The 24,991-nt window shown below is 68.4% G+C and carries 26 protein-coding genes; 13 read left to right on the top strand and 13 right to left on the bottom strand.

Annotated features, from left to right (window positions below; all coding sequences use genetic code 11):
• The 5 genes from WEB06_21275 to WEB06_21255 all read left to right on the top strand — a co-directional run.
• Positions 1-687, top strand: a 687-nt coding sequence (locus tag WEB06_21275; protein ID MEX2558153.1) for a 4Fe-4S dicluster domain-containing protein, incomplete at its 5' end; no start/stop codon positions are given.
• 1 nt (position 688) lies between these two features.
• Positions 689-2,098: a hypothetical protein gene (locus WEB06_21270; protein MEX2558152.1), complete on the top strand. Its 1,410-nt coding sequence runs from the start codon at positions 689-691 to the stop codon at positions 2,096-2,098.
• Positions 2,071-2,850, top strand: coding sequence for a nicotinate-nucleotide pyrophosphorylase (locus tag WEB06_21265; protein MEX2558151.1), 780 nt, complete (start codon positions 2,071-2,073; stop codon positions 2,848-2,850). Before WEB06_21270 ends, WEB06_21265 begins: the two co-directional genes overlap by 28 nt.
• A gap of 2 nt (positions 2,851-2,852) precedes the next feature.
• A complete protein-coding gene (locus WEB06_21260; protein ID MEX2558150.1) occupies positions 2,853-3,740 on the top strand; it encodes a molybdopterin-binding protein in 888 nt (295 codons plus the stop codon).
• Positions 3,737-4,894 (top strand): phosphotransferase, encoded by a 1,158-nt coding sequence (locus tag WEB06_21255; GenBank protein MEX2558149.1) that lies wholly within the window; start codon positions 3,737-3,739, stop codon positions 4,892-4,894. Before WEB06_21260 ends, WEB06_21255 begins: the two co-directional genes overlap by 4 nt.
• 20 nt (positions 4,895-4,914) lie before the next feature.
• Here WEB06_21255 and WEB06_21250 read toward each other — a convergent pair whose 3' ends face one another.
• The 8 genes from WEB06_21250 to WEB06_21215 all read right to left on the bottom strand — a co-directional run bounded on the left by WEB06_21250 (position 4,915) and on the right by WEB06_21215 (position 12,139).
• Positions 4,915-5,130, bottom strand: a complete 216-nt coding sequence (locus tag WEB06_21250) for a type II toxin-antitoxin system HicB family antitoxin (GenBank protein ID MEX2558148.1) — start codon at positions 5,128-5,130, stop codon at positions 4,915-4,917.
• Positions 5,131-5,141: 11 nt separating this feature from the next.
• A complete protein-coding gene (locus WEB06_21245; protein ID MEX2558147.1) occupies positions 5,142-5,330 on the bottom strand; it encodes a type II toxin-antitoxin system HicA family toxin in 189 nt (62 codons plus the stop codon).
• Between the two features lie 86 nt (positions 5,331-5,416).
• Complete coding sequence (locus tag WEB06_21240; protein ID MEX2558146.1) at positions 5,417-6,472, bottom strand: phosphotransferase; 1,056 nt, start codon at positions 6,470-6,472, stop codon at positions 5,417-5,419.
• A 7-nt stretch (positions 6,473-6,479) separates the two neighbouring features.
• Positions 6,480-7,442 (bottom strand): hypothetical protein, encoded by a 963-nt coding sequence (locus tag WEB06_21235; protein ID MEX2558145.1) that lies wholly within the window; start codon positions 7,440-7,442, stop codon positions 6,480-6,482.
• The gene (locus WEB06_21230) at positions 7,439-8,971 is read right to left on the bottom strand and encodes an aldehyde dehydrogenase family protein (GenBank protein MEX2558144.1); all 1,533 of its coding nucleotides are present in this window, start codon (positions 8,969-8,971) and stop codon (positions 7,439-7,441) included. Before WEB06_21230 ends, WEB06_21235 begins: the two co-directional genes overlap by 4 nt.
• Positions 8,972-8,973: 2 nt before the next feature.
• Entirely contained in the window at positions 8,974-9,789 is an 816-nt protein-coding gene (locus WEB06_21225; GenBank protein ID MEX2558143.1) for a coniferyl-alcohol dehydrogenase, read from the bottom strand.
• Positions 9,789-10,889, bottom strand: a complete 1,101-nt coding sequence (locus WEB06_21220; GenBank protein ID MEX2558142.1) for an ABC transporter substrate-binding protein — start codon at positions 10,887-10,889, stop codon at positions 9,789-9,791. Before WEB06_21220 ends, WEB06_21225 begins: the two co-directional genes overlap by 1 nt.
• On the bottom strand, positions 10,889-12,139 hold the full coding sequence (locus tag WEB06_21215) for a cytochrome P450 (protein ID MEX2558141.1): 1,251 nt from the start codon (positions 12,137-12,139) through the stop codon (positions 10,889-10,891). The genes WEB06_21220 and WEB06_21215 overlap by 1 nt, the downstream gene beginning before the upstream one ends.
• 90 nt (positions 12,140-12,229) lie before the next feature.
• Between WEB06_21215 and WEB06_21210 the strand changes: the two genes are divergently transcribed.
• Complete coding sequence (locus WEB06_21210; protein ID MEX2558140.1) at positions 12,230-12,679, top strand: SRPBCC family protein; 450 nt, start codon at positions 12,230-12,232, stop codon at positions 12,677-12,679.
• On the opposite strand, the gene WEB06_21205 is transcribed toward WEB06_21210, so the two are convergent.
• From WEB06_21205 to WEB06_21185, 5 genes are read right to left on the bottom strand one after another with little or no spacing between them, the layout of a single operon-like run.
• Positions 12,676-15,138, bottom strand: coding sequence for an adenylate/guanylate cyclase domain-containing protein (locus tag WEB06_21205; protein MEX2558139.1), 2,463 nt, complete (start codon positions 15,136-15,138; stop codon positions 12,676-12,678). The two genes, WEB06_21210 and WEB06_21205, sit on opposite strands and share 4 nt — an antisense overlap.
• A 36-nt stretch (positions 15,139-15,174) precedes the next feature.
• The gene (locus tag WEB06_21200; GenBank protein MEX2558138.1) at positions 15,175-15,486 is read right to left on the bottom strand and encodes a type II toxin-antitoxin system PemK/MazF family toxin; all 312 of its coding nucleotides are present in this window, start codon (positions 15,484-15,486) and stop codon (positions 15,175-15,177) included.
• Positions 15,483-15,764, bottom strand: a complete 282-nt coding sequence (locus WEB06_21195; protein MEX2558137.1) for a hypothetical protein — start codon at positions 15,762-15,764, stop codon at positions 15,483-15,485. The genes WEB06_21200 and WEB06_21195 overlap by 4 nt, the downstream gene beginning before the upstream one ends.
• 30 nt (positions 15,765-15,794) lie before the next feature.
• On the bottom strand, positions 15,795-16,592 hold the full coding sequence (locus WEB06_21190) for an alpha/beta hydrolase (protein ID MEX2558136.1): 798 nt from the start codon (positions 16,590-16,592) through the stop codon (positions 15,795-15,797).
• 2 nt (positions 16,593-16,594) lie between these two features.
• Entirely contained in the window at positions 16,595-17,713 is a 1,119-nt protein-coding gene (locus WEB06_21185; protein ID MEX2558135.1) for an amidohydrolase family protein, read from the bottom strand.
• Between the two features lie 83 nt (positions 17,714-17,796).
• On the opposite strand from WEB06_21185, the gene WEB06_21180 reads away from it, so the two are divergent.
• Genes WEB06_21180 through WEB06_21150 form a run of 7 tightly spaced genes read left to right on the top strand, consistent with a single transcriptional unit; the run spans position 17,797 to position 24,956 of the window.
• Positions 17,797-18,555 (top strand): glucose 1-dehydrogenase, encoded by a 759-nt coding sequence (locus tag WEB06_21180; GenBank protein ID MEX2558134.1) that lies wholly within the window; start codon positions 17,797-17,799, stop codon positions 18,553-18,555.
• Positions 18,556-18,557: 2 nt separating this feature from the next.
• A complete protein-coding gene (locus WEB06_21175; protein MEX2558133.1) occupies positions 18,558-19,352 on the top strand; it encodes an SDR family oxidoreductase in 795 nt (264 codons plus the stop codon).
• Positions 19,345-20,499 (top strand): cytochrome P450, encoded by a 1,155-nt coding sequence (locus WEB06_21170; GenBank protein MEX2558132.1) that lies wholly within the window; start codon positions 19,345-19,347, stop codon positions 20,497-20,499. The genes WEB06_21175 and WEB06_21170 overlap by 8 nt, the downstream gene beginning before the upstream one ends.
• A complete protein-coding gene (locus WEB06_21165) occupies positions 20,496-21,704 on the top strand; it encodes a MaoC family dehydratase N-terminal domain-containing protein (protein MEX2558131.1) in 1,209 nt (402 codons plus the stop codon). Before WEB06_21170 ends, WEB06_21165 begins: the two co-directional genes overlap by 4 nt.
• Entirely contained in the window at positions 21,701-23,365 is a 1,665-nt protein-coding gene (locus WEB06_21160) for an AMP-binding protein (GenBank protein ID MEX2558130.1), read from the top strand. Before WEB06_21165 ends, WEB06_21160 begins: the two co-directional genes overlap by 4 nt.
• The gene (locus tag WEB06_21155) at positions 23,362-23,775 is read left to right on the top strand and encodes an OB-fold domain-containing protein (GenBank protein ID MEX2558129.1); all 414 of its coding nucleotides are present in this window, start codon (positions 23,362-23,364) and stop codon (positions 23,773-23,775) included. Before WEB06_21160 ends, WEB06_21155 begins: the two co-directional genes overlap by 4 nt.
• The gene (locus tag WEB06_21150) at positions 23,772-24,956 is read left to right on the top strand and encodes a thiolase family protein (GenBank protein ID MEX2558128.1); all 1,185 of its coding nucleotides are present in this window, start codon (positions 23,772-23,774) and stop codon (positions 24,954-24,956) included. Before WEB06_21155 ends, WEB06_21150 begins: the two co-directional genes overlap by 4 nt.
• Positions 24,957-24,991: the final 35 nt, after the last annotated feature.

Here is a 24,991-nt window from a genome sequence, read left to right as displayed (position 1 = left end):
CTCGTAGAGCGCGCGCTCGGACGCGAGGGCGCCGTGGCCAAGATCGTGACGATGGTCGCGAAGGTGATCGGCGACAACTGCACCGGATGCTCCTTGTGCGTGTTCTCGTGTCCCACCGTCGCGCTCACGATGCGGCCACGCCGGAACGACGAGCCGGGACCGGGCCGCATGATCGCCGAGCTGAACGAAGCGGACTGCTACAACGCGCAGAACTGCCTCGAGATGTGCCCCGACGATGCGATCGTGATGGAGGCGCTCGGGACTCCGTTCACCGTCGGCTTCGACGCGTCCGGGACGGACGCCGATGAGGTCTTGAACCTCTGTCTCCGGGCGGGCGTGCTCCCCGACCAACGCGTCTGTTACTGCACCGAGACGAACGCCGACGAGCTCGCCGCGGCGATCCTCCACGGCGCCGACGCGCCGGAGAAGCTCTCGCTCGCGACCGGCGCGCGAACCGGCTGTACGGAGATCTGCCATTTCCCGATCATGCGCCTGCTCGAAGCAGCCGGCCACGACCCCGTCTCGCGCGTTCCGGCGCGCGGCTACCAGGGGTACGGGATCATCGGCAGGCTGATGGATCACGTCGCCGACGATGGAACGGTCGACCCGGATCTCACCGACGGGTTCCCCGCCTATCCGATCGACAAGGACGTCAACCTGATCAATTTCGACCTCGAGGGAGCGTGAGATGACACTCGCCTCCTCCCCGGCCCCGCCGCTCCTGCCGACCTGGAACGGGCGACGGCCGGCCGATGTCGTCGCGATGCGCGGTGCGGAACTGCCGGGGATCGTGGCCCTGCCGATCCGCATGCTGACGCCGTGGCTGCCCGAGCCGATCTGGAGCGCCGGCGCACCGGACGACGTCGGAGAAGTTCGCGCCAGGACGCGCCGACGCGTCGAGGCGATGGACTGGTCGATGATCCGCGAACGGGCTCGGGTCAACCTGCTCGCGAACCCTCACGGGTTCGCGCTCTGCGGCATGGCATACGTCGCGATGCTCGAAGAGATCCGCACGCACGTCGAGCGCGAAACCGGCGCCACCGTCCGCCTTCGCATCGCGGAGTCGATGGGGCACATCGAGAACCCGGACTGGATGAAGATCTTCGATCTGCCCGAACGTTTCGGCGACGCGAAGGAGTGCCCGCAGATCGACGCCGGCACCGAGATCTCGACGCGCGTCGGACGCATGTGGGTCAACCGGAAGCTCTTTCAATGCGATCACTTCATCCACACGCATGTCACCGAGATGCGCGAGGGGTACCTGCACCGGATGCTCGACCGGCTCTACAAGCCGTTCGGGATGGGCTATACGCGCGTCGAGACACGCTCCGGGTACCACTTCGGGTACGGCCCGCGGACCGGCCAGCTGGTCGCGCGGGCCATCTTCGAAAGCGACTTCGTGCAAGAGCGCTACACCGGAACCGTCGTGTTGAACACGAGCCCTGAGGGCGTCGTCGACGTCGACGGAGCGAACGATCTCGCGGAGCTCAACAGCCGCGTATCGCTGGACCTGTTCCGCAACTACGGGACGCTGATCCGCCTGATGGCCGAGATCGACGAGTGCATCGTCGTGTTCGACGGACACGGGAACACCGTCTACTGCTACGCGGGCGGGATCCCCTTCGACGTCCTGTACTTCTCCAACGTGGACTTCTTGGATCTCGACAACCCCGCGATCCTAACGCCAATGCTCCCCGAATCCGCGCGCGAGCTCTTCGGTCCCTATGCGTCCGGCGAGAACGCGGCCGTCAAAGCGCTCGTCGTCAACTACATGGCCGGCGGCATCCCCTACACCTATCTGATCGACAAGATCCCGACGCTCGTGGTCGGCCCGACGCTGTGGGAGTGGCTGACCACCGACCCGTCCGCGTGCATGCTCAGCCGACTGGCGGCGCGGGCCGAAGATCTTCCCGCCGCGATGCACGTCGCCCGCAACATCGCGCGGACCGACAAAGTGCTCGTCTACGACGGCCTGCAGGGAGCCATGCACGTTTCCGAGAGCCTCGCGGACCACCTGCTCGCTCGCGCTCCGGACGTCGCGGAGCACGTCCGATCCACCCTTCTCCCGAGATGGCTCGCGCAGCGGAACCTCGCCTGAGCGACCTGCTGCTCGGCGGCGCGAACGGCGCCCGCTTCCGCGGTGTCGTCACCGCAGGGGAGGCCGGGATCGCCGCCGGCCTCGGGATCGTGCTGCCTCCGGCACGCGCGGTCGCGAGGGATGGTGACCCTCTCGCAGCGGGTGCGGAGTTGCTCGAGATCGAAGGCACGGGCGCCGAGCTCGCCCGGGTCGAGGACGAGATACTCGGCGATCTGGGGGTGGCGTGTGGTGTGGCCACCAACGCGGCGAGGCTGGTCGCCGCGGCGCCCGAGGGACTCGGGATCGTGTGCGGCGGATGGAAGAAGCTGCCGGCAGCGATGAAGCCGGCGCTGCGAGCCGGGCTCGCGGCGGCCGGCGTCGCGCCTCGGCTGCTCGACGATCCGTTCGTCTACATCGACAAGAACGCCGTGCGGATCCTCGGCGGCCTCGTCCCTGCGATCGCCGCGGGGCTCGCGCTCGGCAACGGACCGGTTGCGGTGCAGATCAAGGATCCAGCGGCCGCCCTCCCCGCGGTGCTCGCCGGGGCCGCCGGGGTCATGGTCGACACGGGCCTGATCGGCGACGTTGCCATGGCCCACCGCTCGTTGGTCGCCGCAGGGCTCCGTGAGGGTGTGACGCTGGCGCTCGGCGGCGGCGTGGGGTCGCACCATCTCGAGCCCGCTCGGGCGGCGGGGGCGGACGTCGTCGACGTCGGCAGGGCGATACTCGGGGCGCCGCTGCTGGATCTCCGTTTCGACGTCGACGTGGTCTAGCGATGCCCGACGTCGAGCTCCTCGACAAGACCGAGGTGTGGATCGAAGGGATCCGGCTCGACGGCGCGGATCTCCCGCAGATCGGGGCCGCAGTGGCAGGGGTCCTCTCCTTGCCGCCCGCGCGCGTGTTCGTGACCGACGTGCGCGACTCTCGCGTCGTGCTCGACGTCTTGGTTCCCCGCGTGCGCCTTGAGGATGTGGCCGGCAAGCAGCCGGAGGTGTTGGCGGCCGTCGCTGCGATCGACGGCGTGTCGGTGTTGGACGGCGCCGCCGTCCACTCGTGGGGCGTCCTCGGGATCATCGGCGCCCCGGCCGAGCATGTGCCCGAGCTACTCGAGCGGGCCGAGGAGCTGGAGGGCGGCCTGCGCCGCTACGTTGCGACGCGTTGCGCCGTCGTCTCGACGGGCGGCGAGCTCGTGGACGGCCGCGTGAAGGACACGAACCTCGAGGTGGCGAAGGAGATCCTCGGCGCTGCCGGGTTCGAGGTCGCGGCCGGAGGAACCGTCGCCGACGACGAGCGACTCATCGCCGGACGCGTGGCGCGGCTGGTCGGCGACGGATACGGCTTGGTGATCACCACGGGCGGCGTCGGCGCCGAGGACAAGGACCGCACGATCGAAGCGTTGCAGCTTCTGGATCCCGACCTTGCAACGGCTCCCATCGCGCACTTCCGCGCCGGCGAGGGCCGGCACGTGAAGGATTCCGTACGGGTCGCGGCCGCGCGCGTGGGCTGGGCCCGGGTCGTGGCGCTCCCCGGACCGACGCATGAGGTGCGTCTCGGATTGCCGGTCCTCGTCGCGGCGTTGAGCCACGACGCGCCGTCGAGCGAGATCGCGGAAGCGATCGCGCGGGCGATCCGCGCCGGGCTACGACGGGGGACCCACGATTGATCGCCGACGGGGTGCGGAGCCTCGGGCGATTGGCTCTCGGGCTGTCGCCGTGGGCGCCGTCGGCCGGGCCCCGCTCGCTCGAGGATCTAACTCCGGAGTACCTGACACGCGCACTCGCCGGCGCCACACCGGGTGCCGAGGTAGCGGCGTTCGCGCCCACCGACGGCACGTCGGGCACGACGGATCGTCACCGCCTGAAGCTCGAATGGAACGCGGCAGGAGCGGCCGCCGGTCTCCCCGAGACGGTCTTCCTCAAGAGCACGCCGATCGTCGCCCGCAATCGGGCGCTCTGCTCGGTCCTGCGCATGCCGCCCAACGAGCTCGACTTCTACCGGCTCGTCCGGGATGCCGTTCCATCCGTCGCTCCTCGAGCGTACGCGATGAGCTATGGATCGGGAGCGCGTTTCCTGTTGCTGCTCGAGGATCTCGGCGCCTCGGGTGGTCTGACGTACTCGCTCGCGCAGGACGCCGAGCTGCGGCACTTCGAGGACCTGATCGACGCGCTCGCGACGCTGCACGCCGCCTTCTGGGAGAGTCCACGGTTCCAGACCGACCTCCGCTGGGTCAAAGCGCAGCGGCAGCGGGCCGGCTACGGGATGCTCACGGCGCTCTTCAAGGCGTGCCGACGCAAGGTCCTGCGTTCCGGCAGACAGATCCCGGAGCCGGCCCGCCGGCTGACGGAGCTCCTCACGCGCGAGTCTCGTACGCTCGCGCGTCTCTTCGAGCAAGGCCCGCGGACCTTCGCGCACGGCGACACGCACGCGGGGAACACGTTCGCGCGCACGGATGGATCGGCCGGGTTCCTGGATTGGCAGGTTGTCCATCAGGTCCACGGCGTCCGCGACGTCGCCTACATGCTCTGCGTGTCGATGTCGACCGACCTGCGCCGGACGAACGAACGAGACCTCATCGGCCGGTACGTCACACGTCTCTCCGAGCGAGGCATCCGGGATCTCAACGAGGCCACCGCGTGGGAGCTCTACCGGATCTTCGCGGTCGACGGATGGGATGCCGTGGTCACGACCGCCGCGTTCGCCGGGCTCCAGGATCCCGAGAACGTCGAGCGCGCGTTCGCGCGCGGACTCGCGGCGGTCATCGACCTCGACTGTCTCGATGCGATCGAGCGGGCGCTCGTGCGCAGCAGTCTGCTGTGACTCCGCTATCCGGAGGGCACTCAGGCAGCGCCGATCTCGACGACTTCGCCCTGGCTCACAGGCTCAGGGACGGGCAGACCGTCTTCCTTCAAACCCTCGATGTGAAACTCGATGGCTTCACGGATCCGTTCCAACACCTCGGCCCGCTCTTTGCCCGTTGCGATGCATCCAGGGAGATCGGGCACGTACGCGCTCCAATTGATCTCCCCGGGCTCGAGGATCACGGTGTAGCGCATCGCAGCCCCTTTCATCTCTTCAGCCCAGCTTGTTTCAGTATCGAGTTGAGTGTACCGGGACGAACCTCGTCGCTCCGCTTGCCGGCTACCGTTACCCTTCCGGGCTTGCGAGGATGTTTGAACTGACGATGACTTCCTCGGGTCCGTATCAGGACCCACCCGTCGGCTTCGATGGTCCTGATCACCTCGGCGACCTTCACCCCGCGACGCTAACGTTGATGCCCTCCGTGGGTCCTGCCAACCTGACGCGACTGAGAGAGTTGTCGCGAGTATGACGCTCAAGGCGCTACTCGAGGGCAGCGAAAGTCGCGAGATCCTCTGCGGCCCTAGCGAACCGTGTCGCGCAGGCGGTGTTCACATCCTCCGGCTGGAGCTCCTCCGGGTTCACCACCCACATGAACCCGTGCATCACGTTGCGCCGGTACGCGAGCCACGCCTCGTCCAAGCCCGGCGCCGGCGCGCCGTAGGACGCCAGCCGCTCTAGATAGCCGGACAGCAGCGCACGCTCGTGCGCACGGCGGTCGTCGATCTCGAGCGAGCCGATCACGAAGTACGTCACGTCGTGCGCCCACGTGCCGCACATCGCGCCCTGCCAGTCCAAGAACCCGGGCGAACCGTCGGGCTCGAAGTACATGTTTCCGAGGTGCGGATCGCCGTGGATGAAGCACCCCGGCGCTTCCTTGTTGCGCTCCCACATCGCGACGACCGCGGCCTGAATGCGGTCGTGGTCGCGGAGTTCGCCGGTTACCGCGGCGGCGCGCGGGCGCCCCATGCAAGCCGCCCAGTTCTCCGGGCCGAGCAGGTACAGGATGATTGGCTCGAGCACGCCGGGGAACCGTGCGAGCGGAGCCAGGCGCGGGCTCTCCCACCAGAGCGCGTGGTAGCGCGCCATGATGTCGAGCGACTCCGCTGCGACCTCGGGGGTGATCGGCGATGTCGCCCGGCCGAACGTGACGTTCCGAACCGTGAGATCCTCGAGCAGCACCAGCGCCTGGCCGGAGTCGGGATCGACGGCGCCGAAGAACGTGCGCGGGATGTTGATGCCGTCGAGCTCGGGCGCGACGTCGTTGAAGAACTCAACCTCGCGCGCGTAGCCGGTCAGCCCGACGATGTTGCCGACGTCGGGGATGTCGAAGCCGCCCTTCAGCACCATCGAGTGTGGCAGACCGTGCTCGCGGCCCGCGTCGTTGTACTCGAGCAGCAGCTGCATCTTCGTCGCGGTGCCGCGGATCACGGTGCCGACCTTGAGCGATGTCACCTCAACGCCGGCGTGACGAGAGGACAGCGCCGCGGTAACCCACTCTGCGTCGACGTCCTCGGTCTTAAGGGGGAGTGGAAACACGGACGATTCAGCCCACGGTCACGTCGGCGAGGCGACCGTTGTAGGTCTCCATCAGCGCCTCGGTACACACCGGCACGCGCGTCTCTCCCTCGCGGTAGACCCAACCCTGGATCCAACGATGGCCCTCAGGGAGGTCCTCGCGGATCGGGCAGCGCCCGCCCGACGGGTGCGCGTCCCAGATCCACGTCTCGCCGCCGCCCGTGTAACGCACCTTCGCCGGGAACGGCGGTTCCAACCCATCGAACGTCACCTCGACCGTGAGGTCGCGCGCGATGATCGGCGGGCCGTCGGTCCGTTGGATGATCATGATCGCGTAGCCCTCGGTTCCCCACACGAGGTGGCCGGCGTGGATCGTGCCGTCCGCGTACTCGGTGGCGAACGCGACCCACGCGGCCTCGAGCGCGGTGAGATACGAGCTCTTGATGAAGTTCATACCAGTCGGCATGTGCATGCTGTCGTGGAAGAACAGCCCGGTCACCGGTGTGCCCTTGATCGTGCCGGTGCCTCGGAAAAGGCGCGACGTATACACCAGGGATTCTGACGCGTCGGGGACGAAGAACTGGATCGCGTCGCCGATCAGCTCGCCGCGGATGTCGAGCGCGTCGCCCTCGGTCCACGCGAACGTCGGGCCGTCGGTCGAGATCAGTGCCGAGCCGTCCGGCAGCCAGACGCCCCAGCGGTCCGCGCGCTTCTCGTGCGTCACCGGGCCCGTGTACGACTTGTCGCCCTCCGGTTGGTAGACGAAGTCGGTGCCCGGCGTCGATTCGGGCAGGTGCAGGAACCGCGCCTTGTCGGCGTAGGCGCCCCGGATCGGCCACCAGTACGTTCCGTCGGCCGCGCGCAGCGAGCCGTACGCGTACTCCATCGCCATCGGCAGGCCGTGGACCGGCTCCCAGTGGTTCGCCGGGTCGGGCTCGATGAAGCCGCCGACCGGCTGGAAGCCGTAGCGCCCGTGCGTGCGGGCCGTCATCGCTTCCTCCGTTTCAACGCTTTGAGCCGCTCCCGCGCACCCGACCCGTACATGAGGCGCATCATCCGCAGCAGCGCTTCGGGCTTGGGACGCTTGCCGGTGAACATCGCCGCCGCGAGACTCGGCCCCCGCGGGAAACGGCTCTCTGTGATCGTCTTGATCCTGCTGAACTCGCGCAGACCTTCCTCGCCCTGAAGGCGGCCGAACCCGCTCGACTTCTCGCCGCCGAACGGGAGCGCCGGGATCCCCGAGCCCATGACGGCGTCGTTGATGTTCACGCCGCCGGCGACGAGACGCCGCGCGATCTGCCGCGCCTCGGCGGCGTTGGGCGAGAACACGCTCGCGTTGAGGCCGTAGTCGGTGTCGTTGGCGAGCCGGACGGCCTCGTCGACGCTGTCGACGCGCATGACCGACAGCACCGGCCCGAAGGTTTCCTCACGCATCAGCTCCATCCGCGGGTCAACGTCGACGACGACGGTCGGCTCGAAGAAGTTCTCGCCGAGCTCGGTCCTGCGCCGGCCGCCGGTTAGGATCCGCGCGCCCTTGGCGACCGCGTCGGCGAGCCGGCGCTCGATCACATCGATCTGCTGCGGGCGCGTCATCGAGCCCAGGTTCGACTGGGAGTCGGTCCCCTGGCGGAGCCCTTTCGCGGCGGCAACCGCGTGCTCGACGAAGCGGTCGTAGGCGTTGGGCGTTACGAAGGCTCGCTCGACCGCCATGCAGAATTGGCCGGAGTTCGTGAACGAGGCGCCGACCGCGGCGCGCGCAGCCTTCGCGACGTCTGCGCCCTCGGCCACGATCATCGGGTCCTTGCCGCCGAGCTCGAGCACGACCTGCGCCAGCGTCTCGGCCGCCGCGGCCAGGATGCGCCGTGCCGTTGCCGGGCTCCCCGTGAACTCGAGCTTGTCGACGCCGGCGCGCACAAGCGCCTCGCCGCTTCGCCCGTCCCCCGTGACGACGTGGATCAGACGCCGTCCGGCGGAGTTGATGATCTCGCCGAGCAGCACGCCGGAGAGCGGCGTCAGTTCCGACGGCTTGAACACGACCGTGTTGCCGGCCGCGAGCGCGGAGGGGATCACCTGGGCGGGGATCCCGACCGGGAAGTTCCACGGCGCGATCATGCCGATGACGCCGTAGGGCTCGTAGGTCACCCAGGCGCGCTTGAGGACGAGCGGCTTCGTCGAGATCCGGCGGCGCCGCAGCGCACGCGGCCCGGCCTTCGCCGCGTAGGTCAGCAGGGTGCAGCAGGCGAAGACCTCGAAGATCGCGTCCGGCAGCGGCTTGCCGGTCTCTGCGGCGACCAGCCGCGCGAGCTCGTCGGCGCGGTCGACGATGGCGCCGCGGATCTTGAGCAGATGCGCGGAGCGCGCGTTCAAGCTCAGCTTCGCCCACGGGATCGCGTCGTCGCGCGCTTGCCGCACGATGCGCACGATCTGCTCGGCGTCCATGACGGGCGCCGAGCCGAGGATCTCGCCGGTCGCCGGGTTCATCGAGTCGATCCGGTCGTCGTGGATCGCCGCAAGCGCCATCGTCAGCCCTTCCTTCCGAGCTTCGTCATATCGATCTGTCCCGTGAGCGCCGCGCCCGTGAACCCGCCGTCGGTGAACAGGTTGGTCCCTGTGATGAAGGTGGCCGCGTCGCTGTTGAGGAACACGAGCGCGTGCGCTTGCTCCTCGGGGGATGCGTCGCGGCCCATCGGGCGCGGCCACGCGTCCCAGAAGTCCTTCCCCATCGCCTCGACGAACTGCGGGTACATCGGCGTCGTGGTCGGGCCCGGGCTTATGCAGTTGATGCGGATGCCTTTGCCGATCAGCTCGCCGGCCGACGCCATCGTGTTCACGATGATGCACTGCTTCGAGAAGCTGTAGCCGTCACCGACCACGTCGGGATGCTCCTCGCACCAGCGTCGCGCCTCGTCGAAGCCGCCGGCGGTGAGCAGCTCGTTGATCGGCTCAAGATTCCGCGCCCACCCCATGCCGCCGACCGAGGAGATGCTGGCGATCGCCGAGCGCGGCGGCATCACCCGGAGCACGCGTGTGATGAGGTGACGGGCACCGACGAAGTTGACCAGCATCACCTCGAGCGCCGGGAAGAGATTCGGAAGTCCGGCGCAGTTGAAGAGCTTGTGCACGGGTTCGCCGATCGTGTCGACCGCCGCGTCGATCGACGCGGGGTCGCGCAGGTCGGTCTCGATGAACTTAGCGACCGCGATCTTCGGCTCCTTGACGTCGACCGCGAAGACCTCGGCGCCGAGCTCGCCGGCGATCCGCGCCACCGCCTCGCCCATGCCCGACGCGGCGCCGGTCACGATGACCCGCTGCCCGTCGTACCGCAGCCTGTCGAGCATCACTGCTCCCACGGGACGACCGGGGCGGTCCCCACGAACTCCGTCTTGCCGCCGCGCGCGCGCCGGAGGATCAGGTAGTCGGCGCCCTTGTAGCCGCGATGGTCGTACGGACCGAACGTGATCACGGTTCCCGGCGCGCCGGTGCACGCCGGCAGGCGCTTCACGGTTTCGATCGCGTCGCGTAGCCCGGCCGGCACGGCGACGCGCATGCGTCCGAGCGCCAGTGCGTACGCGTGCCCCATGTCGTAGCCGCACGACGCGCGGGTGTTCCCCGGCCGGTAGCCGAACCGCTTCTCGAACCGCTCCAAGACGGCGCGGAAGACCTCGTTGCGCTCGTCGTACTGGTCGACGCCGACCCAGCCTTCGAGGTCCTCGGCGTCCTGTTTGCTCACCAACGCACGCACGAACGCCGTGGTCGTGATGCGCGGCGGATCCCACTCGAGGCCCTCGAGCGCCGGGCGCATCACCTTGTTCAGCCGTCCAAGCCCCAGATACACGAGCGCGTCGGCGCCCGCGGCCTTGAGCGGGTCGAGCGCGCGCATCAGCTCGGGGACCTCCATGAACGGGTAGGCGGGCGACTCGGCGACGATCGAGATCCCGCGCTCGAGCGCCGCGGTGCGGAAGTAGTGCGTGTACTCCTCGCCGATCTGCGTCGTCTCGCGGAGCAGCGCCACGCGATGGTGTCCCTCGCCGGCGAGCCACGACGCGATCACCGCCGGCTCCTCCCCCATCCCGCCGTTCGGCAGGTTGAACGCCGCCCGCCCGGCGTAGAGCTGCGTGCCCGACATCGTGCAGGTCGGCACGCCACTGCGCTCGATGTCGGGCAGGATCGCGAGCGCGTTGTCGGTCGTCATCGGGCCGAGGATGCCCAGCACCTTCTCGTTCTGCGTCAGGTCGCGGAACGCGTCTATCACCGGGAAGCCGTCCGTCCATGGCTGCGCGTAGACCTCGCGGACGATGAGCTCGATCGGACGCTCGACCAGGCGACGCTCGTGAACCTCGTCGAACGCGAGCCGCACAGCGTCGAGCCACTCTTGTTTCGGCGGCAGGTCGACGATCGCGCCGATCCGGTACGGAAGGAGCTCTCGTTCGCCCGGCATCAGCCCCACACTACCGGCAGCGTCTTCGGACGCCGGAACGAGACGCCGGTGATCGCCGGCGCCGGCGCATCCGGGTCGAGGCGCAGGTTCGGCAGTCGGTCGAGCAGCGCGTTGAGCGCGGTGGCGGTTTCCGCGCGAGCGAGGTGCATCCCGAGGCACATGTGCGTCGAGAATCCGAACGCGAGATGCGCGTGACGGTCGCGGTGGATATCGAAGTCTTCCGGGTGATCCCAGCGGGAATCGTCGCGGTTGGCCGACGCGAGGGACACGTAGATGAACGACCCCGCCGGCATATGCACCCCGGCGATCTCGACGTCGCGCGTGAGCGCCCGGCGGACGTTGGTCAGCGGCGGCTGCCAGCGGATGCCTTCCTCGATCGCCTGCGACATCAGCGAGCGGTCTTTCCGCAGCGCATCGAGCTGGTCGGGGTTGGTCAGCAAGCCGAACAGCAGGCTGCCGGTCGACGAGTAGGTCGTCTCGGCTCCCGCCGTGACCAGGTTACGGAGGAACGCGATGATCGCGTCGTTGCTCAACCGGTCGCCGTCGAGCTCGACCCCGGCGAGCGCGCTGATCATGTCGTCGCGCGGAGCCGTGCGCCGGTCCTCGATGATCGGAAGGAGATAGTTGCCCATCGCTTGGGACGCGCGGACCGCGCGATCCCACTGGTCGAACAGGATCACTTCCGAGCCCCACACGTGGTACTGCTTGATGTCCGCGTCGGGGAGCCCGAGCAACTTCGCGATGATAAGGATCGGGAATCGGAACGTGAACTCGCGGACCAGATCGGCGCGCCCGCGTGCGACGAAGCCGTCGACGACTTGCTCGACGATCGGCGCGATGAGATCGCGCTCGAGGGTCTCCATGGCATGCCGGGTGAACGCTTGCTCGATCAGCGCGCGGTGACGGCGGTGATCGGGGTCGTCCATGACGACGATGCTGTAACCCCAGGTGATCTCGGCGGTCTTCTGCCAGATCCGTGAGGACACCTGCGTTCCGTCCCGAAGGAGCTGGGTCGCGGCGTCGAAGCCGACGACGGCGAAGTCACGGGCCGCCTCGCTGCGCGTGCGGTTGGGCGCGGTCCCGAGCCCGAGGAGCTCCCACATCTTTCCTTCGTGAACCGGTGCCTGCGCGCGGAGCCGCGCGAGCCTCGGGGAGAGGTCGGCCACGTCGTGGCCCGGGACCTGCGTCATCCCGTCGACGAAGTCGAAGTAGTCCTCGTCGGTTGCGCCGACCGCTTGGCCGCTCCGCATCCAAGGCCTCCGGGCAGGTTGCCCCCAGAAAGCGCTATCGTACAATAAGTTAGCCGATTACCGAAACCCCTCTTCCGGAGACTCGAACGCGTGAAAGGCTCCGCGACCAGCGAGACCGGCGGCCGCGCCGAAGCGATCTGGGCGCTGCTCAGCGACGTCACCCGGATGGGCGAGTGGAGCCCCGAGTGTTATCGGTGCGAATGGCTCGACGGGAAGAACGGCGCCGAGGTGGGCGCGCGGTTCCGCGGACACAACCGCTGGGGTCCGCTGCGCTGGTCGACGGTGAGCGAGGTCGTGAGCTGCGAGCCCGGCCGCGAGTTCGGGTTCCTCGCCCGCCACTGGACCGGTGCCACGACGCGGTGGATGTACCGGCTCGAGGCGAACGGCACCGGGACCCGGATCACTGAGACGTATGAGACCGTGGACACCCCGCGATGGATCATGACGCTCGAGCGGCTGATGCAACGCCAGGATCGTCTCGCTCGCGGGATGCGCGCGACGCTGGAGCAGCTCGGTCGCGTTGCGGAGAAGATGAGCTAGTCGACTGCCTCGAGAACCAGCGCGACGGCCTCGTCAATCGTCAGCGTCCGACCGCGCTCCCAAGCCTCGGCGAAGGGGCCCTCGTCGAGCGTCGCGCGGATGACGGCGAGCGTCTTTTCGTTCTCGCCGGCGAGGTAGTGCGGGACGCTCCAGCCGATCTCCTCGAAAGTAGCCACCGAGCTGGATAGGGCGAGTGTCGCCGTGTCCACCTTTCCCGCGATGGCGAGCGCGCCGGCACAACGGCAGAGGTCGTGGGCGATCATCGTGGGTTTGCCGGCGATATCACGATTGATGAGCAGACTCTGCTTCGCCATCGACAGGGCTTCCTCGACCCGGCCGTCGTCGATGGCACTCACGGTCATGCCACCCAAGATCGTCGCCTCGAGAGGACGACTGCCGAGCACGCGTGCCCGAACGAGATTCTCCTTCTGTAGCGATCGGGCGGCCTCGTGATCGCCGAGCTCGTTGAACATCCACGAGACCATGCGATCCGCCAGCAGGGCGTAGTGCTGGTCCCCGGCCTCGGTGAAGAGTCGAGAGGCTGCGGCGAAGCTGTCTCGTCCTTGCGTGAAATCGCCTGCCTCGGCGGCGGCGTGGCCGAGCCAGTACTCGGCGTTGGCAGTGCCCCACACATCGCCGAGCATGCGGTAAAGCCCCAACCCCTCCTCAGCCCGAAGCCTCCCCGTGGAAGAATCCCCGGTGTCGCGAGCCATGTGGGCAGCCCCGGCCAGTGCTTTCGCGCGGGCCGCCGTCGGACGCTCGTCGACGCGAAGTGCGCTTTCCAGATACCGCAAGCCTTCCGCCCAGTGCTCCTTCTCGCACCAGAACTCCGAGACGGCTCCTGCCAGCCGCAGTGCACGTTCGCCGTCGCCAGACTCTTCGAGGTGATCGAGAGCGCTACGGAGGTTGTCGAGTTCGCGCTCCAGCCGGTTGTTCCACGCGCTGTCGCTCAGATGCATCTCCTCGAGCAGGTGCGGCTCGGCCTCCTCCGCCAGCGCCAGGAAGTGCTCCGCATGGCTTCGTCGCAGGTCCGATCCCTCACCCGATTCCTCGAGTCGCTCGGCCGCATACTCGCGGATCGTCTCCAGCATCCAGAACCGCTCCTCGGTATGACGGACGAGGCTCTTGTCGACGAGGGACTGGAGCGTATCCAGGTCGGCCTTCGTGACCTCCTCCGCGGATCCGAGCGAGCATCCGCCTGCAAACACGGCGAGGCGGGCGAAGAGGCGCTGTTCCACGGTGGTCAGTAGTTCGTAGCTCCACTCGATCGTTGCGCGCAGTGTCGCCTGCCGCGGATCGGCTTCCCGGCCGCCCCTGAGCAGATCGAGGCGCTGCGAAAGGCGCTCCAAGATCTGCGCGGGTGAAAGGACGCTCGTGCGAGCGGCCGCCAGCTCGACCGCGAGCGGCAGGTTGTCGAGACGCCGGCAAAGCTCGGCGATCGTCTCATCGGCCTCCCGACGGGAGCGTGTGCAGAAAAGCTGCACGGCCTCCGGGTCGGCGAGGGGCGGCACCGGATATTCGACCTCGCCCTGCACACGCAGGAGCTCGCGGCTGGTGACCAGGACCTTGAGGTTCGGGCAGGCCTCGACGAGCGATGAAAGGGCCGGAGCTGCGTCGATCACCTGCTCGAGATTGTCGAGGAGCAGAAGCAGTTCGCGCTCCCCGATGTAGGCGGCGAGGCCGTCCTTGGCACCCAGCGTCTGCGCGATCGTGTCGGCGACGAGCTCCGGATCTCTGAGTGTTGCAAGGCCGACCCAGAACACGCCGTTGCGGAAGTCGGGCACGAGCTCTGCCGCCGCCTCGATCGCCAGCCGGGTCTTGCCCGAACCCCCCGGCCCCGTGAGGGTGAGCAGACGCGCGCCCTCATGCAGGAGCGAGACGACCTGCGAGCGTTCCCGTTCTCTGCCGACGAAGGAGCTCGCGGGGTGCGGCAGGTTCGTGTTCGAGATCGTCTTGAGCGGCGGGAAGCGCAACTTCCCGAGCTGATAGATCCAGACCGGGGAATCGAAATCTTTCAGACGATGCTCCCCGAGATCCATCACCTCGACATGGGCGATCTCGCTCGTCTGTTTCGAGATCAGCACCTGCCCACCGTGTCCGGCGGCGGCGATGCGGGCTCCCTTGTGGACGTCCTCTCCGACGTATCCCTCCTCGGAAAGGTGAGGCCTTCCCGTGTGGATGCCCATACGAACGCTGATCGGGCCCGAGGCGAGGCCCTGTTGTGCTTCTCGCGCCGCATCGACCGCGCCGGCCTCGATCGGGAAGGCATAGAAGAACGCGTCGCCTTGCGTGTCCACCTCGACACCGCCGTGCCGGGCGAAGATGCCCCTCAAGAGTCGCCGGTTTTCGGCGAGCGCCTGCGCATACGCCTCGGCTCCCAGCTCGTGCAAGAGCTTGGTCGAGCCCTCGATATCGGTGAACAGGAAGGTGACGGTTCCGGACGGGAGATCGCGCCGCACAGACTCATGATGCCTCAAAGAGGAGCCGCGTTGCAGCTAGCAGCCCATGACCTTGCCCATCGCGTCGCAGAACTCATGCCACCTGGGAGGGTCGATCCTCCCAGCCGGCGCGACGAGCTGATGGATGGGGAGGAGATGAGCGTTGTCGAGGCTGGCGATGGATCCAGGTTTCACGCCTTCGGCTCTCCCGAGAGGAACCTCAGTAGCGATCCCACGCACGGTCGTTGTGATCGGCGCGACCAGCACGCGATGAAGGCGCGACGCCACGCGCGCGCGGGTGAGAATCACGACGGGCCGAACCTTGTCGAGATCTGCCCACCAGACTTGACCGTGACCGAGCCCTTTCACCGGCGTCGTCGTCGCCGCGCCCGCGCCTTCGCCAGGACTTCCTTGGGAACCGCGCCGTCGTAGGGCAGCGGCGGCCCCTCCGACACCTCCCACGCAAGGTCCGGATCTTCTTCGTACGGAGCCGATTCGAGGGCGCGGATCTCCGCCACACCCTCAAGCTCGTCGATCAAAGCCTGGAGCGCGCGATCCAAGAGCTGGCTGTCCGGCGCATCGAGAAGGAGACGACTCCTCGCCAGCCTGGCTTCGTCGACGGTCGTTGAGATCCGCACTCGTGCCATGCCACATATTGTAGCATAACACGTGGCACGCTACCCAAGGCTGCCGAGCCACGTCGCAACGATCTCGTTGAACTGTTCCGGCCGCTCCTGATGCAGGAAGTGTCCGGCGCCCGGCCAGACTTCGACCCGGCTGAGCCCGTCGTCTGGGAGCGCGGTTCGCTCAACCGCAGCCCGGGATTCCTCGGCGTAGAACGCGAGCACCGGCACGCGCCGACGCGCGAGGTACGCGCCCGTGGCGTCCCCGACGGCCCACGTGTCGGGCCCGGCGTAGAGGTTGATCAGCGTCTGCGCGATCACGTGCGGCGGCGTTCCCGCCACACGACGCTGGTGCCACACAGGCAAGTGCGGCGGCGTCTCCGCGGTGTAGAAGAGCGAGAATGACGCCTGCGCGACGAGCACCGGATCGGCTTGCTCGAAGGCGGTGAGGCTCGCTTCGAGCATCGGCATGAGCTCTTGCGGCAGACCGTAGACGGGATCGGAGAGGATCAGCGCTGAGACCAACTCGGGATACTCGACCGCGAGCGTGCTTGCGACGACCGTGCCCAGCGAATGGCCCATCGCGACTACCGGCCCGGCATCGAGCCGCTCGAGCAATCGCGCGAGGTCGGCGGCGAAGCGCGGCGGCGTGTAGCCGTCCGCGGGCACGCTCGACCGCCCGTGGCCCCGCAGGTCGGGCGCGATGACACGATGGCCGGCTTCCAAAGCAGGGATCTGCCACATCCAGTCGTGCGAGTCGCACGACCAGCCGTGGATCGCCAGGACGGGCGGCCCGGCGCCGTGCTCGGTGTAAAAGAGCTCGACGCCTTCGTCGACCTCCGCGAACGCCACGTTCAGGAGATGCCGTACACCCGCGCGGCGTTGTCGAAGACGATCTTGCGCTTGTCCTCGTCGGGCGCGTCCTTGAAGTGCTTGTCGATGTTCTCGCGCGAGTGCGGCCAGGTCGTGTCCGAGTGCGGGTAGTCGGAGGACCACAGGATGGTCTCGACGCCGACGAGGTGGCGCATCTGCACGCCGGCGGCGTCGGACTCGAACGTCGCGAAGATGTTGCGTCCGAAGTAGGCGCCGGGCTCTTCCTTCAGGTCGGTGTGCGCCCAGTGGCGGTGGCGCTCGTAGACCTCCTCGGCGCGCTCGCGGAAGTAGCCGAGCCAGCCGATGCCGCTCTCGACCGAGATCACCTTGAGCTCGGGGAAGCGGTCGAACACGCCCGACCACAGCATGGTGGCGAGCGCTTCGGCGGTGCTCATCGGAAGGAGATTGATGACGGCCTCGGTGCCGCCCGGTCGCGACCGCAAAGCCTTGCCGGTCTCGCCTGCAAGGCCGCGCGGCGGGCCGATGTGGAACGAGATCGACAGGCCGTTCGCCTGGGCCGCGGCCCACAGCGGCTCGAACTCGGGGTCGCCCCACCACGAGTTCTCGCCGGGGAAGACGGGGAGGAGCGCGCCGCGGATGCCGGGTAGCTTCCCGACGCGCTCGATCTCCTCCACCGCGCTTCCGGGGTCCAAGGCCGGGGTCAGCGCGACGCCGATCAGCCGATTCTCGTCGGTCGCGCAGAACTCGGAGAGATGGTCGTTGTAGGCGCGGATGCACGCCATCGCGAGGTCGTGGCGGAGGTCGTTGAAGCCGAACAGCCCGACGTTCGGGTAGAGCACCGTCGCGTGCACGCCGTCGATGTCCATGTCGGACAGGCGGGCGTGCGGGTCGTAGCAGCCCGGTCGTATCTCGTCCCAGTCGACGCCGGATGCCTTGTAATCCTCGTAGCGCCGGCCGGCCATCACGTCGAGGCCGAGCGGCCGGGTGGTGCCGTTCGGCAGCGCCCAGCCGTGGCCCCCATCGGGAAGCTCGATCAGGTGGGGCGCTTCGTCGCGCAGCGACGCCGGGACGCGTTTCTCCCAGAGGTCACGCGCTTCTTGCAGATGATCGTCGGCGGAGATCACTCTGAGGTCGGCCATGACCGGGCTCCCTAGGCTTTTCGTACAATGATTTAACCAATATACTCTCCGTGCGGTCAACGCAACCCCGAGGAGCGCTTCCGATGGGCGGACGTCTGGAAGGAAAGGTCGCCGTCGTCACGGGCGCGGCGCAGGGGATCGGCCGCGCGTACGCGCTGGCACTGGCCGGCGAGGGCGCCTCGGTCGCGACCGTCGACGTGCAGTCCGACGGCGCCGAGAAAGCCGCCGACGAGATCCGCTCATCGGGCGGATCGGCGGTCGCCGTCCCCGCCGACGTCGGCGATCAAGCTTCGACCGAACAGATGGCCGAAGCCGTCACACAAGCCTTCGGCGGGATCGACATCCTCGTGAACAACGCCGCGGTCTACGCCGGGCTGAAGCTGGGCGATCCGTTCGCGGTCGACGTCGCCGAGTGGGACCGCGTGATGGCCGTGAACGTCCGCGGGCCGTGGCTGTGCTCACGGGCCGTCGTGCCGTCGATGCGGAGCCGGGGCGGCGGCCGGATCGTGAACCAGTCGTCGGTCGCCGCGTGGGGCGGACCGTCACTCCTCCACTACGCGGTGTCGAAGGCCGGCGTCATCGGCCTGACGCGGTCGCTCGCGAAGTTCCTCGGGCCCGACAAGATCACGGTCAACGCGATCGCGCCCGGGTTCATGGAGACGGACTCCACGCTTTCGATGATCCCGGCGAACCGGCTCGAGCAGCTGATCGGGATGCAGCCGGTGCGACGGATGGGAACGCCGGACGATCTCACCGGCGCGCTCGTGTACCTGTGCAGCGAAGAGGCGGCCTTCGTCACCGGCCAGGTGCTGATCGTCGACGGCGGCACCATCATGAGCTGAATATGGACCTCGGACTCGCAAGAAAGGTCGTGCTCGTCACCGGCGCCGGGAGCGGCATCGGCCGGGCGACCGCGCTGACGCTTGCGCAGGAGGGTGCGCACCTCGCACTGGCGTCGCGCACGCCGGAACCGCTCGAGCTCACGGCGAAGGAGGCCCGGGACAAAGGCGCCGAGGTCGCCGTCTGGGTCACCGACCTCACCGACACCGCAGCCGTCGAGGCGCTCGTGACGGGCGTCGTTTCGAGGTTCGATGGGATCGACGGGGCGGTCAACACGGTCGGCGTGAGCGAGCGGACCGCGGGGATCCTCGAGCAGGACGACGAAGCGTGGATGCTCCATTTCAACTCGGTGCTGATGAGCGCGGTGCGCGTCTGCCGCGCGGTGGTGCCGGTGATGAAGCGAGGCGGCGGCGGCTCGATCGTGAACGTGTCCGCGATGTCCATCCGGCATTTCATCCCGGCGCTCGCGCACTACTCGGCGATGAAGGTCGCGCTCGCGCATTTCACGAAGAACCTCGCCAAGGAGTTCGCGCCCGACGGGATCCGCGCCAACGCCGTGCTCCCCGGCATGATCGCGTCCGAGCCGGTGCGCGCTCGCATAGAAGAGGCGATGCGGGCCAAGAACATGTCGGAGCGAGAGTACTTCGAGGACGCCAACGCCCGGCACGGTGGCATCACGTTTTCCGACCGCCTCGGCAAGCCGGAAGAGGTGGCGTCGGTTATCGCGTTCCTGCTCTCCGATGGCGCAAGCTATGTGAACGGTGGCTGGGTGAACGTGGACGGTGGATCGCATGGATGAGGAGTTCTCACCGCTCGCTCCCCCGAGCGACCCCTGGCCGCACCTCGCGCGGCTCCGCTCGCAGTGTCCGGTGACCCGTTACGAAAACAAGAACCTTTCGCTCGTAACCGCGTACGCACAGGCGCGGGCCGCCTTGCGGAACCCGCTCGTCTACTCGAGCCGGGTCCGGCCGAAGGCCAACCCGGAGGAGCACTCGCTGGTCTCGACCGACCCGCCCGACCACACGCGACTCAGAAAGCTCATCAACGGCGCGTTCCCGATCGAGCGCATCCGAAAGCTCGAGCCGCGCATCCGCGAGATCGCGAACGAGCTGCTCGACGCGATCGACGTCACGGAGCCGTTCGATCTCGTGCGGGACTTCACCGTCCCGCTCCCCGTCACCGTGATCGCCGAGCTGCTCGGCGTCGATCTCGCCGACCGCGCCAAGTTCAAGCGCTGGTCGGACGACACGATCCATCACGACGCCGGCGGCGAGGCTGCGCGCTCGGGCGAGGAGTTCCGCACCTGGGCGCGCGAGCAGATCGTCGACCGACGGGGGTCCTCGGCACCGGCCGACGATCTGCTGACGGCCGTCGCGCTCGCCGAGTCCGACGGGCGGCGGCTGAGCGAGGCCGAAGCGGCGAGCATGGCGGTCATCCTCGTCATCGCGGGCAACGAGACCACGACCAACGCGCTCGGGAGCGCGATCCACCGCCTCCTCGCCGAGCCGGATCTGATGGCGCGGGTCCGCTCCGACCGGGTGCTCATCCCCAACCTCGTCGAGGAGACGGTGCGTTTCGACCCGCCGATCACCGCCCTGCCACGCAAGGCGCGATCGGACACCGAGCTCGACGGAGTAGGTATCCCCGAAGGAGAGACCGTCCTGGTGCATCTGGGCGCTGCCAACCGCGATCCCGCCGTGTTCGACGAGCCCGACCGGTTCGACGTCGATCGCGAAGGATCCCACGCGCATGTTGGATTTGGGTACGGGCCGCACACCTGTGTCGGAGCGCCGCTGGCGCGCGCCGAGATGGCGATCGGGCTCGACGTCCTGCTCGAGCGGATGCCGGACCTTCGCCCGGCGCCGGGCCATGAACCGCCGCAGGTCGGCTTCTTCCTGATCCGCGGCCCGGCCTCGCTGGTCGTCGAGGCGGGCAGAGGGCGATGAGCGTCGACGAGGAGGCACGGGTCGGCGCGCTCATCACGCCCGAACAGATCGCGAAGATCCGCGGCCGGATCGGCTACACGATCGGCTACACCTACAAATGGAACGACGCGGCGACGCCGGATGCGATCCGTCACTTCGCGCACGGGGTCGGCGACGACAATCCGCTCTGGTGCGACCCGGGCTACGCGGCGGGGAGCCGCTGGGAGGCGCTCATCGCGTCGCCGCTCTTCTACATCACGATGGGCGACGACACCTCGCCGCCGATACCGAAGGATGTGAAGGAAGCCACGCGCGGTGCGTTGTCGGGTGTGCACCTCTTCCACGCCGGGACCGAGATCGAGTGGGCGCGCCCGATCTATGCCGACGACCGGTTGACCTACCGCGGGATCCTCTCCGACGTCGAGGAGAAGAAGTCCGACTTCGCCGGACAGTCGGTCATCACGCATCACGACCTCCGATGGACGAACGCGCGCGAGGAGCCTGTCGTGTGGCAGCACGAGTGGTTCGTCCGCACCGAGCGCCGCACCGCGGCCGAGCGCGGAAAGCATGATGCGGTCGAGGAGGCGCGATATACGGATGAGGATCTCGCGCGCATCGACGCCGCGTACGCCGCCGAACGCCCGCGCGGGGCCGAGCCACGGTTCGCGGAGGACGTGCGCCCCGGCGACGCGATCGACGGCGTCGTGAAGGGTCCGCTCACCGTCACGGACTTGATCGCGATGCACATGGGTTGGGGCTGGGGCGGCTACGACTTCGGGCCTTTGAAGCTCGGCTTCAAGCATCGGCAGAAGATGCCGCGGTTTTGGACGAAGGACCGGCGCGGCGCGTGGGACGTGGTACAGCGGCTCCACTGGGAAGAGGACTGGGCTCACGAGGTGGGAGTCCCCTACCGTTACGACTACGGCTTCATGCGCACGGCATGGATGATCCACGCGCTGACCGATTGGATGGGCGACGACGCGTTCCTCTGGCGATTCTGGAACCGTTTCACCCGCTTCAACTTCATGGGAGACACGACCTGGGTGCGGGGCGAGGTGACCGACGTGCGCATCGAGGATGACCGCCACGTCGCCGACCTCGAGCTGCGATGCGTCGATCAGCGCGAGGAGGTGACCGCGACCGGCGGGGCGACCGTGATCCTGCCGTCGCGCGAGTCCGGTCCCGTTCGGATCCCCGGCGAGATCGATGGAGTGCGCAGGCATTGAGCGCCACCGGCGAACCAACAGGGTGGAACCCACCCGCCGACCGCCGTACGCTCGGCGACGTCATCCGCGACGGCGCCGCGCGCTGGGGAAACCGGCCGGCGTTCGTCGTCGACGACGTTTCGGTGACCTACCGCGAGGCCGACGCGCGCTCGAACGCGGTCGCCAACGCGCTCCTCGCACTTGGTGTCCGCAAGGGTGACCGTGTCGCGATGCTGATGGAGAACTCCGTCGAGCTGATCGACGTTTGGTTCGCCTGCGGGAAGATCGGCGCGATCGAGGTGCCGATCAACACCGCGTATCGCGGCGAGTATCTGCGTCATCAGCTCCTGAACTGCGATCCCGCGGCGCTGGTGATCGACGATCGCTACGGCGACCGTATCCCTGACCTGCGGCTACCGTCGCTCCGCGCGCTGTACGTGCGCACCACCGGGCACGTCGCGACCGAGACGCCGAACCTCGGCGTTCCGGTTCGCCCCGTGGCCGAGCTGCTCGCCGCGTCGTCGGAATCGCCGGCGGTCGACGATCCGCCCCGACACTCGGATCCTTTGTCGATCGTGTACACCGGTGGGACCACCGGCCCGTCGAAGGGCGTGGTGATCCCCCACCGCTACATGATCAACGCATCCGACACGACGTTCCGCTGGCGCGGCGGCGTCGAGGGCGACGTCGTCTACAGCCCGCTCCCCCTGTACCACTTCAACGCGCACATCATCACGATCCTCGGGCCGTTCCTCCACGGCGGCTGCGGCGCGCTCGACACGCAGTTCTCGGCGTCACGGTTCTGGGACCGTGTCGATCGCTTCGGCGCGAGCCACATCGCGATCCTCGGCTCCCAGATCACGATGGTCTGGAACCAGCCGGTCGACGAGCGCGACGGGTCGCACGGCGTGAAGGTGCTCATCGGCGCGCCGATCACGCCTGAGATGCGCGTCCAGTGGAAAGAGCGCTTCGGCGTGTCGATGTCGCAAGGGTTCGCGCTCACCGAAGCTTGTCCGATCACGAGCTCGCCGATCTGGGACCCGTCGCCGCCGGGCAGTTCCGGACGGCCGGTGCCGACCGTCCAGGTGCGGCTGTTCGATGTGAGCGACGAGGAGGTTGCGCCGGGCCAGGTCGGCGAGATCTGCGTACGCCCCAACGAGCCCTTCGTGATCTTCTCGGGATACTTCCGCGATCCGGCGGCGACGGCCGACGTCTGGCGCAACGGCTGGTTCCATACCGGCGACCTTGGGCGGTTCGATGACGGGGGATTCCTGTATTTCGTCGACCGCAAGAAGGACTATCTGCGCCGGCGCGGCGAGAACGTCAGCTCGTTCGAGGTCGAGCGCACCGTGACCGCGTTCCCCGGGGTCGCCGAGGTCGCGTGCACCGGCGTGCCGAGCCGTTTCACCGAGGACGACTGTATGGTCACGGTCGTGCCCAAGCCCGGCGTCACGATCGACCCGTGGGAGCTGATCCGCTACTGCGTGGACAACATGCCGTTCTTCGCCGTTCCCCGCTACGTGCGGATCGTGGACGAGCTGCCGCGCAGCCCCGTGGGAAAGATCCTCAAGTACCAGATCCGTGAGGACGGGGTGCCGGCCGGCACGTTCGACCTCGAGGCCGAGGGCTACCGCGTCAACCGCGACGGGTTGGTTCCCCTCCAAAGGGTGCACGGGGCATGACCGAGACGGAGTTCCGTCTCATCCCCGAGGTCACCCCGGAGACGGAGCACTTCTGGCGCGGCGGCGCGAACGGCGAGCTCGTGTTCCTGCACTGCGAATCCTGCCGCAACTACATCCATCCGCCTTCGCCGGTCTGCCCGGTGTGCCTCAGCTGCGAGCTGAGCCCGGAGCCGGTGAGCGGCCGCGGAACCGTGGCGACGTTCACGATCAACCACCAGCCGTGGAACCCGAGCGTTCCGGTGCCGTACGTGATCGCGCTGGTCGAGATCGACGAGCAGGCGAGCCTTCGGCTGATGACGAACATCGTCGGTTGCGATCCCGAGGAGGTGCACGTCGGGATGCGGGTTCGCGTGCGGTTCACGCAGCACGACGACGTGTATCTGCCGCTCTTCGAGCCGGACGAATCATGAACGACAGCATCGAGCGCAGCGCGGTGATCTCCGGCATCGGTCAGTCCGCGATCGGACGGCGACTGAATCGCAGCGACCTCGACCTGACGGTGGAGGCGTCTCTCGAGGCGATCGGCGACGCCGGCCTGACGCGCGACGACATCGACGGGATCGCTTCGTACCCGGGTGGTGGAGGCGCGCTCCCGCCGGGGTTCTCCGGGCCCGGGACGCCGGAGGTGCAAGACGCGTTGCGGTTGAAGGTCGGGTGGCACATGGGCGGTCTCGAGGGCCCCGCCCAGCTCGCACCGGTGATCAACGCGTGCCTTGCGGTCGCGGCCGGACTCGCGAACCACGTGCTCGTGTACCGCACGGTCACCGAGGCCACGGCCCAGGGGTCCGGGCGCCGGGGTGGGATGGGGCTGGGAGCGCAGGACCGCCGCGTCCGCGGGATCTTCCAATGGATGCTCCCCTATCACGCGTACTCGGCGGCCAACTGGGTCGCGCTTTACGCGCAGCGGCATATGCACGAGTTCGGAACCACGCGCGAGCAGCTCGGCGCGATCGCGATCAACGCCCGGCGCAACGCCGCGGGCAACCCGAAGGCGATCTTCCGCGAGCCGTTGACGATGGAGGAGTACCTGAACGCGCGCATGATCACGACGCCGTTCGGGCTGTACGACTGCGACGTCCCGTGCGACGGCTCCACGGCCGTCATCGTCTCGCGCGCCGAGCGCGCGGAGGGGGCGAGTCCTCCGTTGCGCGTGAACGCGGTTGGGACGGCGATCCGGGGACGCCCGACCTGGGATCAGTGGGAGGACCTGACGACGATGGCGATGCGCGACGCGGCCGCGCAGCTGTGGTCGCGGACCGAGCTGACGCCGGCGGACGTCGACGTCGCCGAGCTCTACGACGGGTTCAGCTGGCTCACGCTGGCGTGGCTCGAGGCGCTGGGGTTCGCCGCCAAGGGAGAGGGCGGGCCGTTCGTCGAGGGCGGCAAGCGGATCGCCCTGGACGGCGAGCTGCCGCTCAACACCTCAGGCGGCCAGCTCTCGGCAGGACGCCTTCACGGGTTCGGCCTCTTGCACGAGGCGTGCGTCCAGTTGCGCGGGATCGGCGGCGACCGTCAGGCCGGCGCGCCGGAGGTCGCGGTGGTCGCGGCCGGCGGCGGGCCCATCGCCGGCTGCCTGCTGCTGACGCGCTGACCCGAACGGCGTGGAATCAAACCGGAGCGGGGGGG

The organism is Actinomycetota bacterium (assembly GCA_040905475.1).
In the GTDB taxonomy this organism is placed as follows: Bacteria; Actinomycetota; AC-67; order AC-67; family AC-67; genus DATFGK01.
The sequence above is the reverse complement of the archived record's forward strand: the minus strand, read 5'-3'. Positions and strand labels throughout refer to the sequence as shown.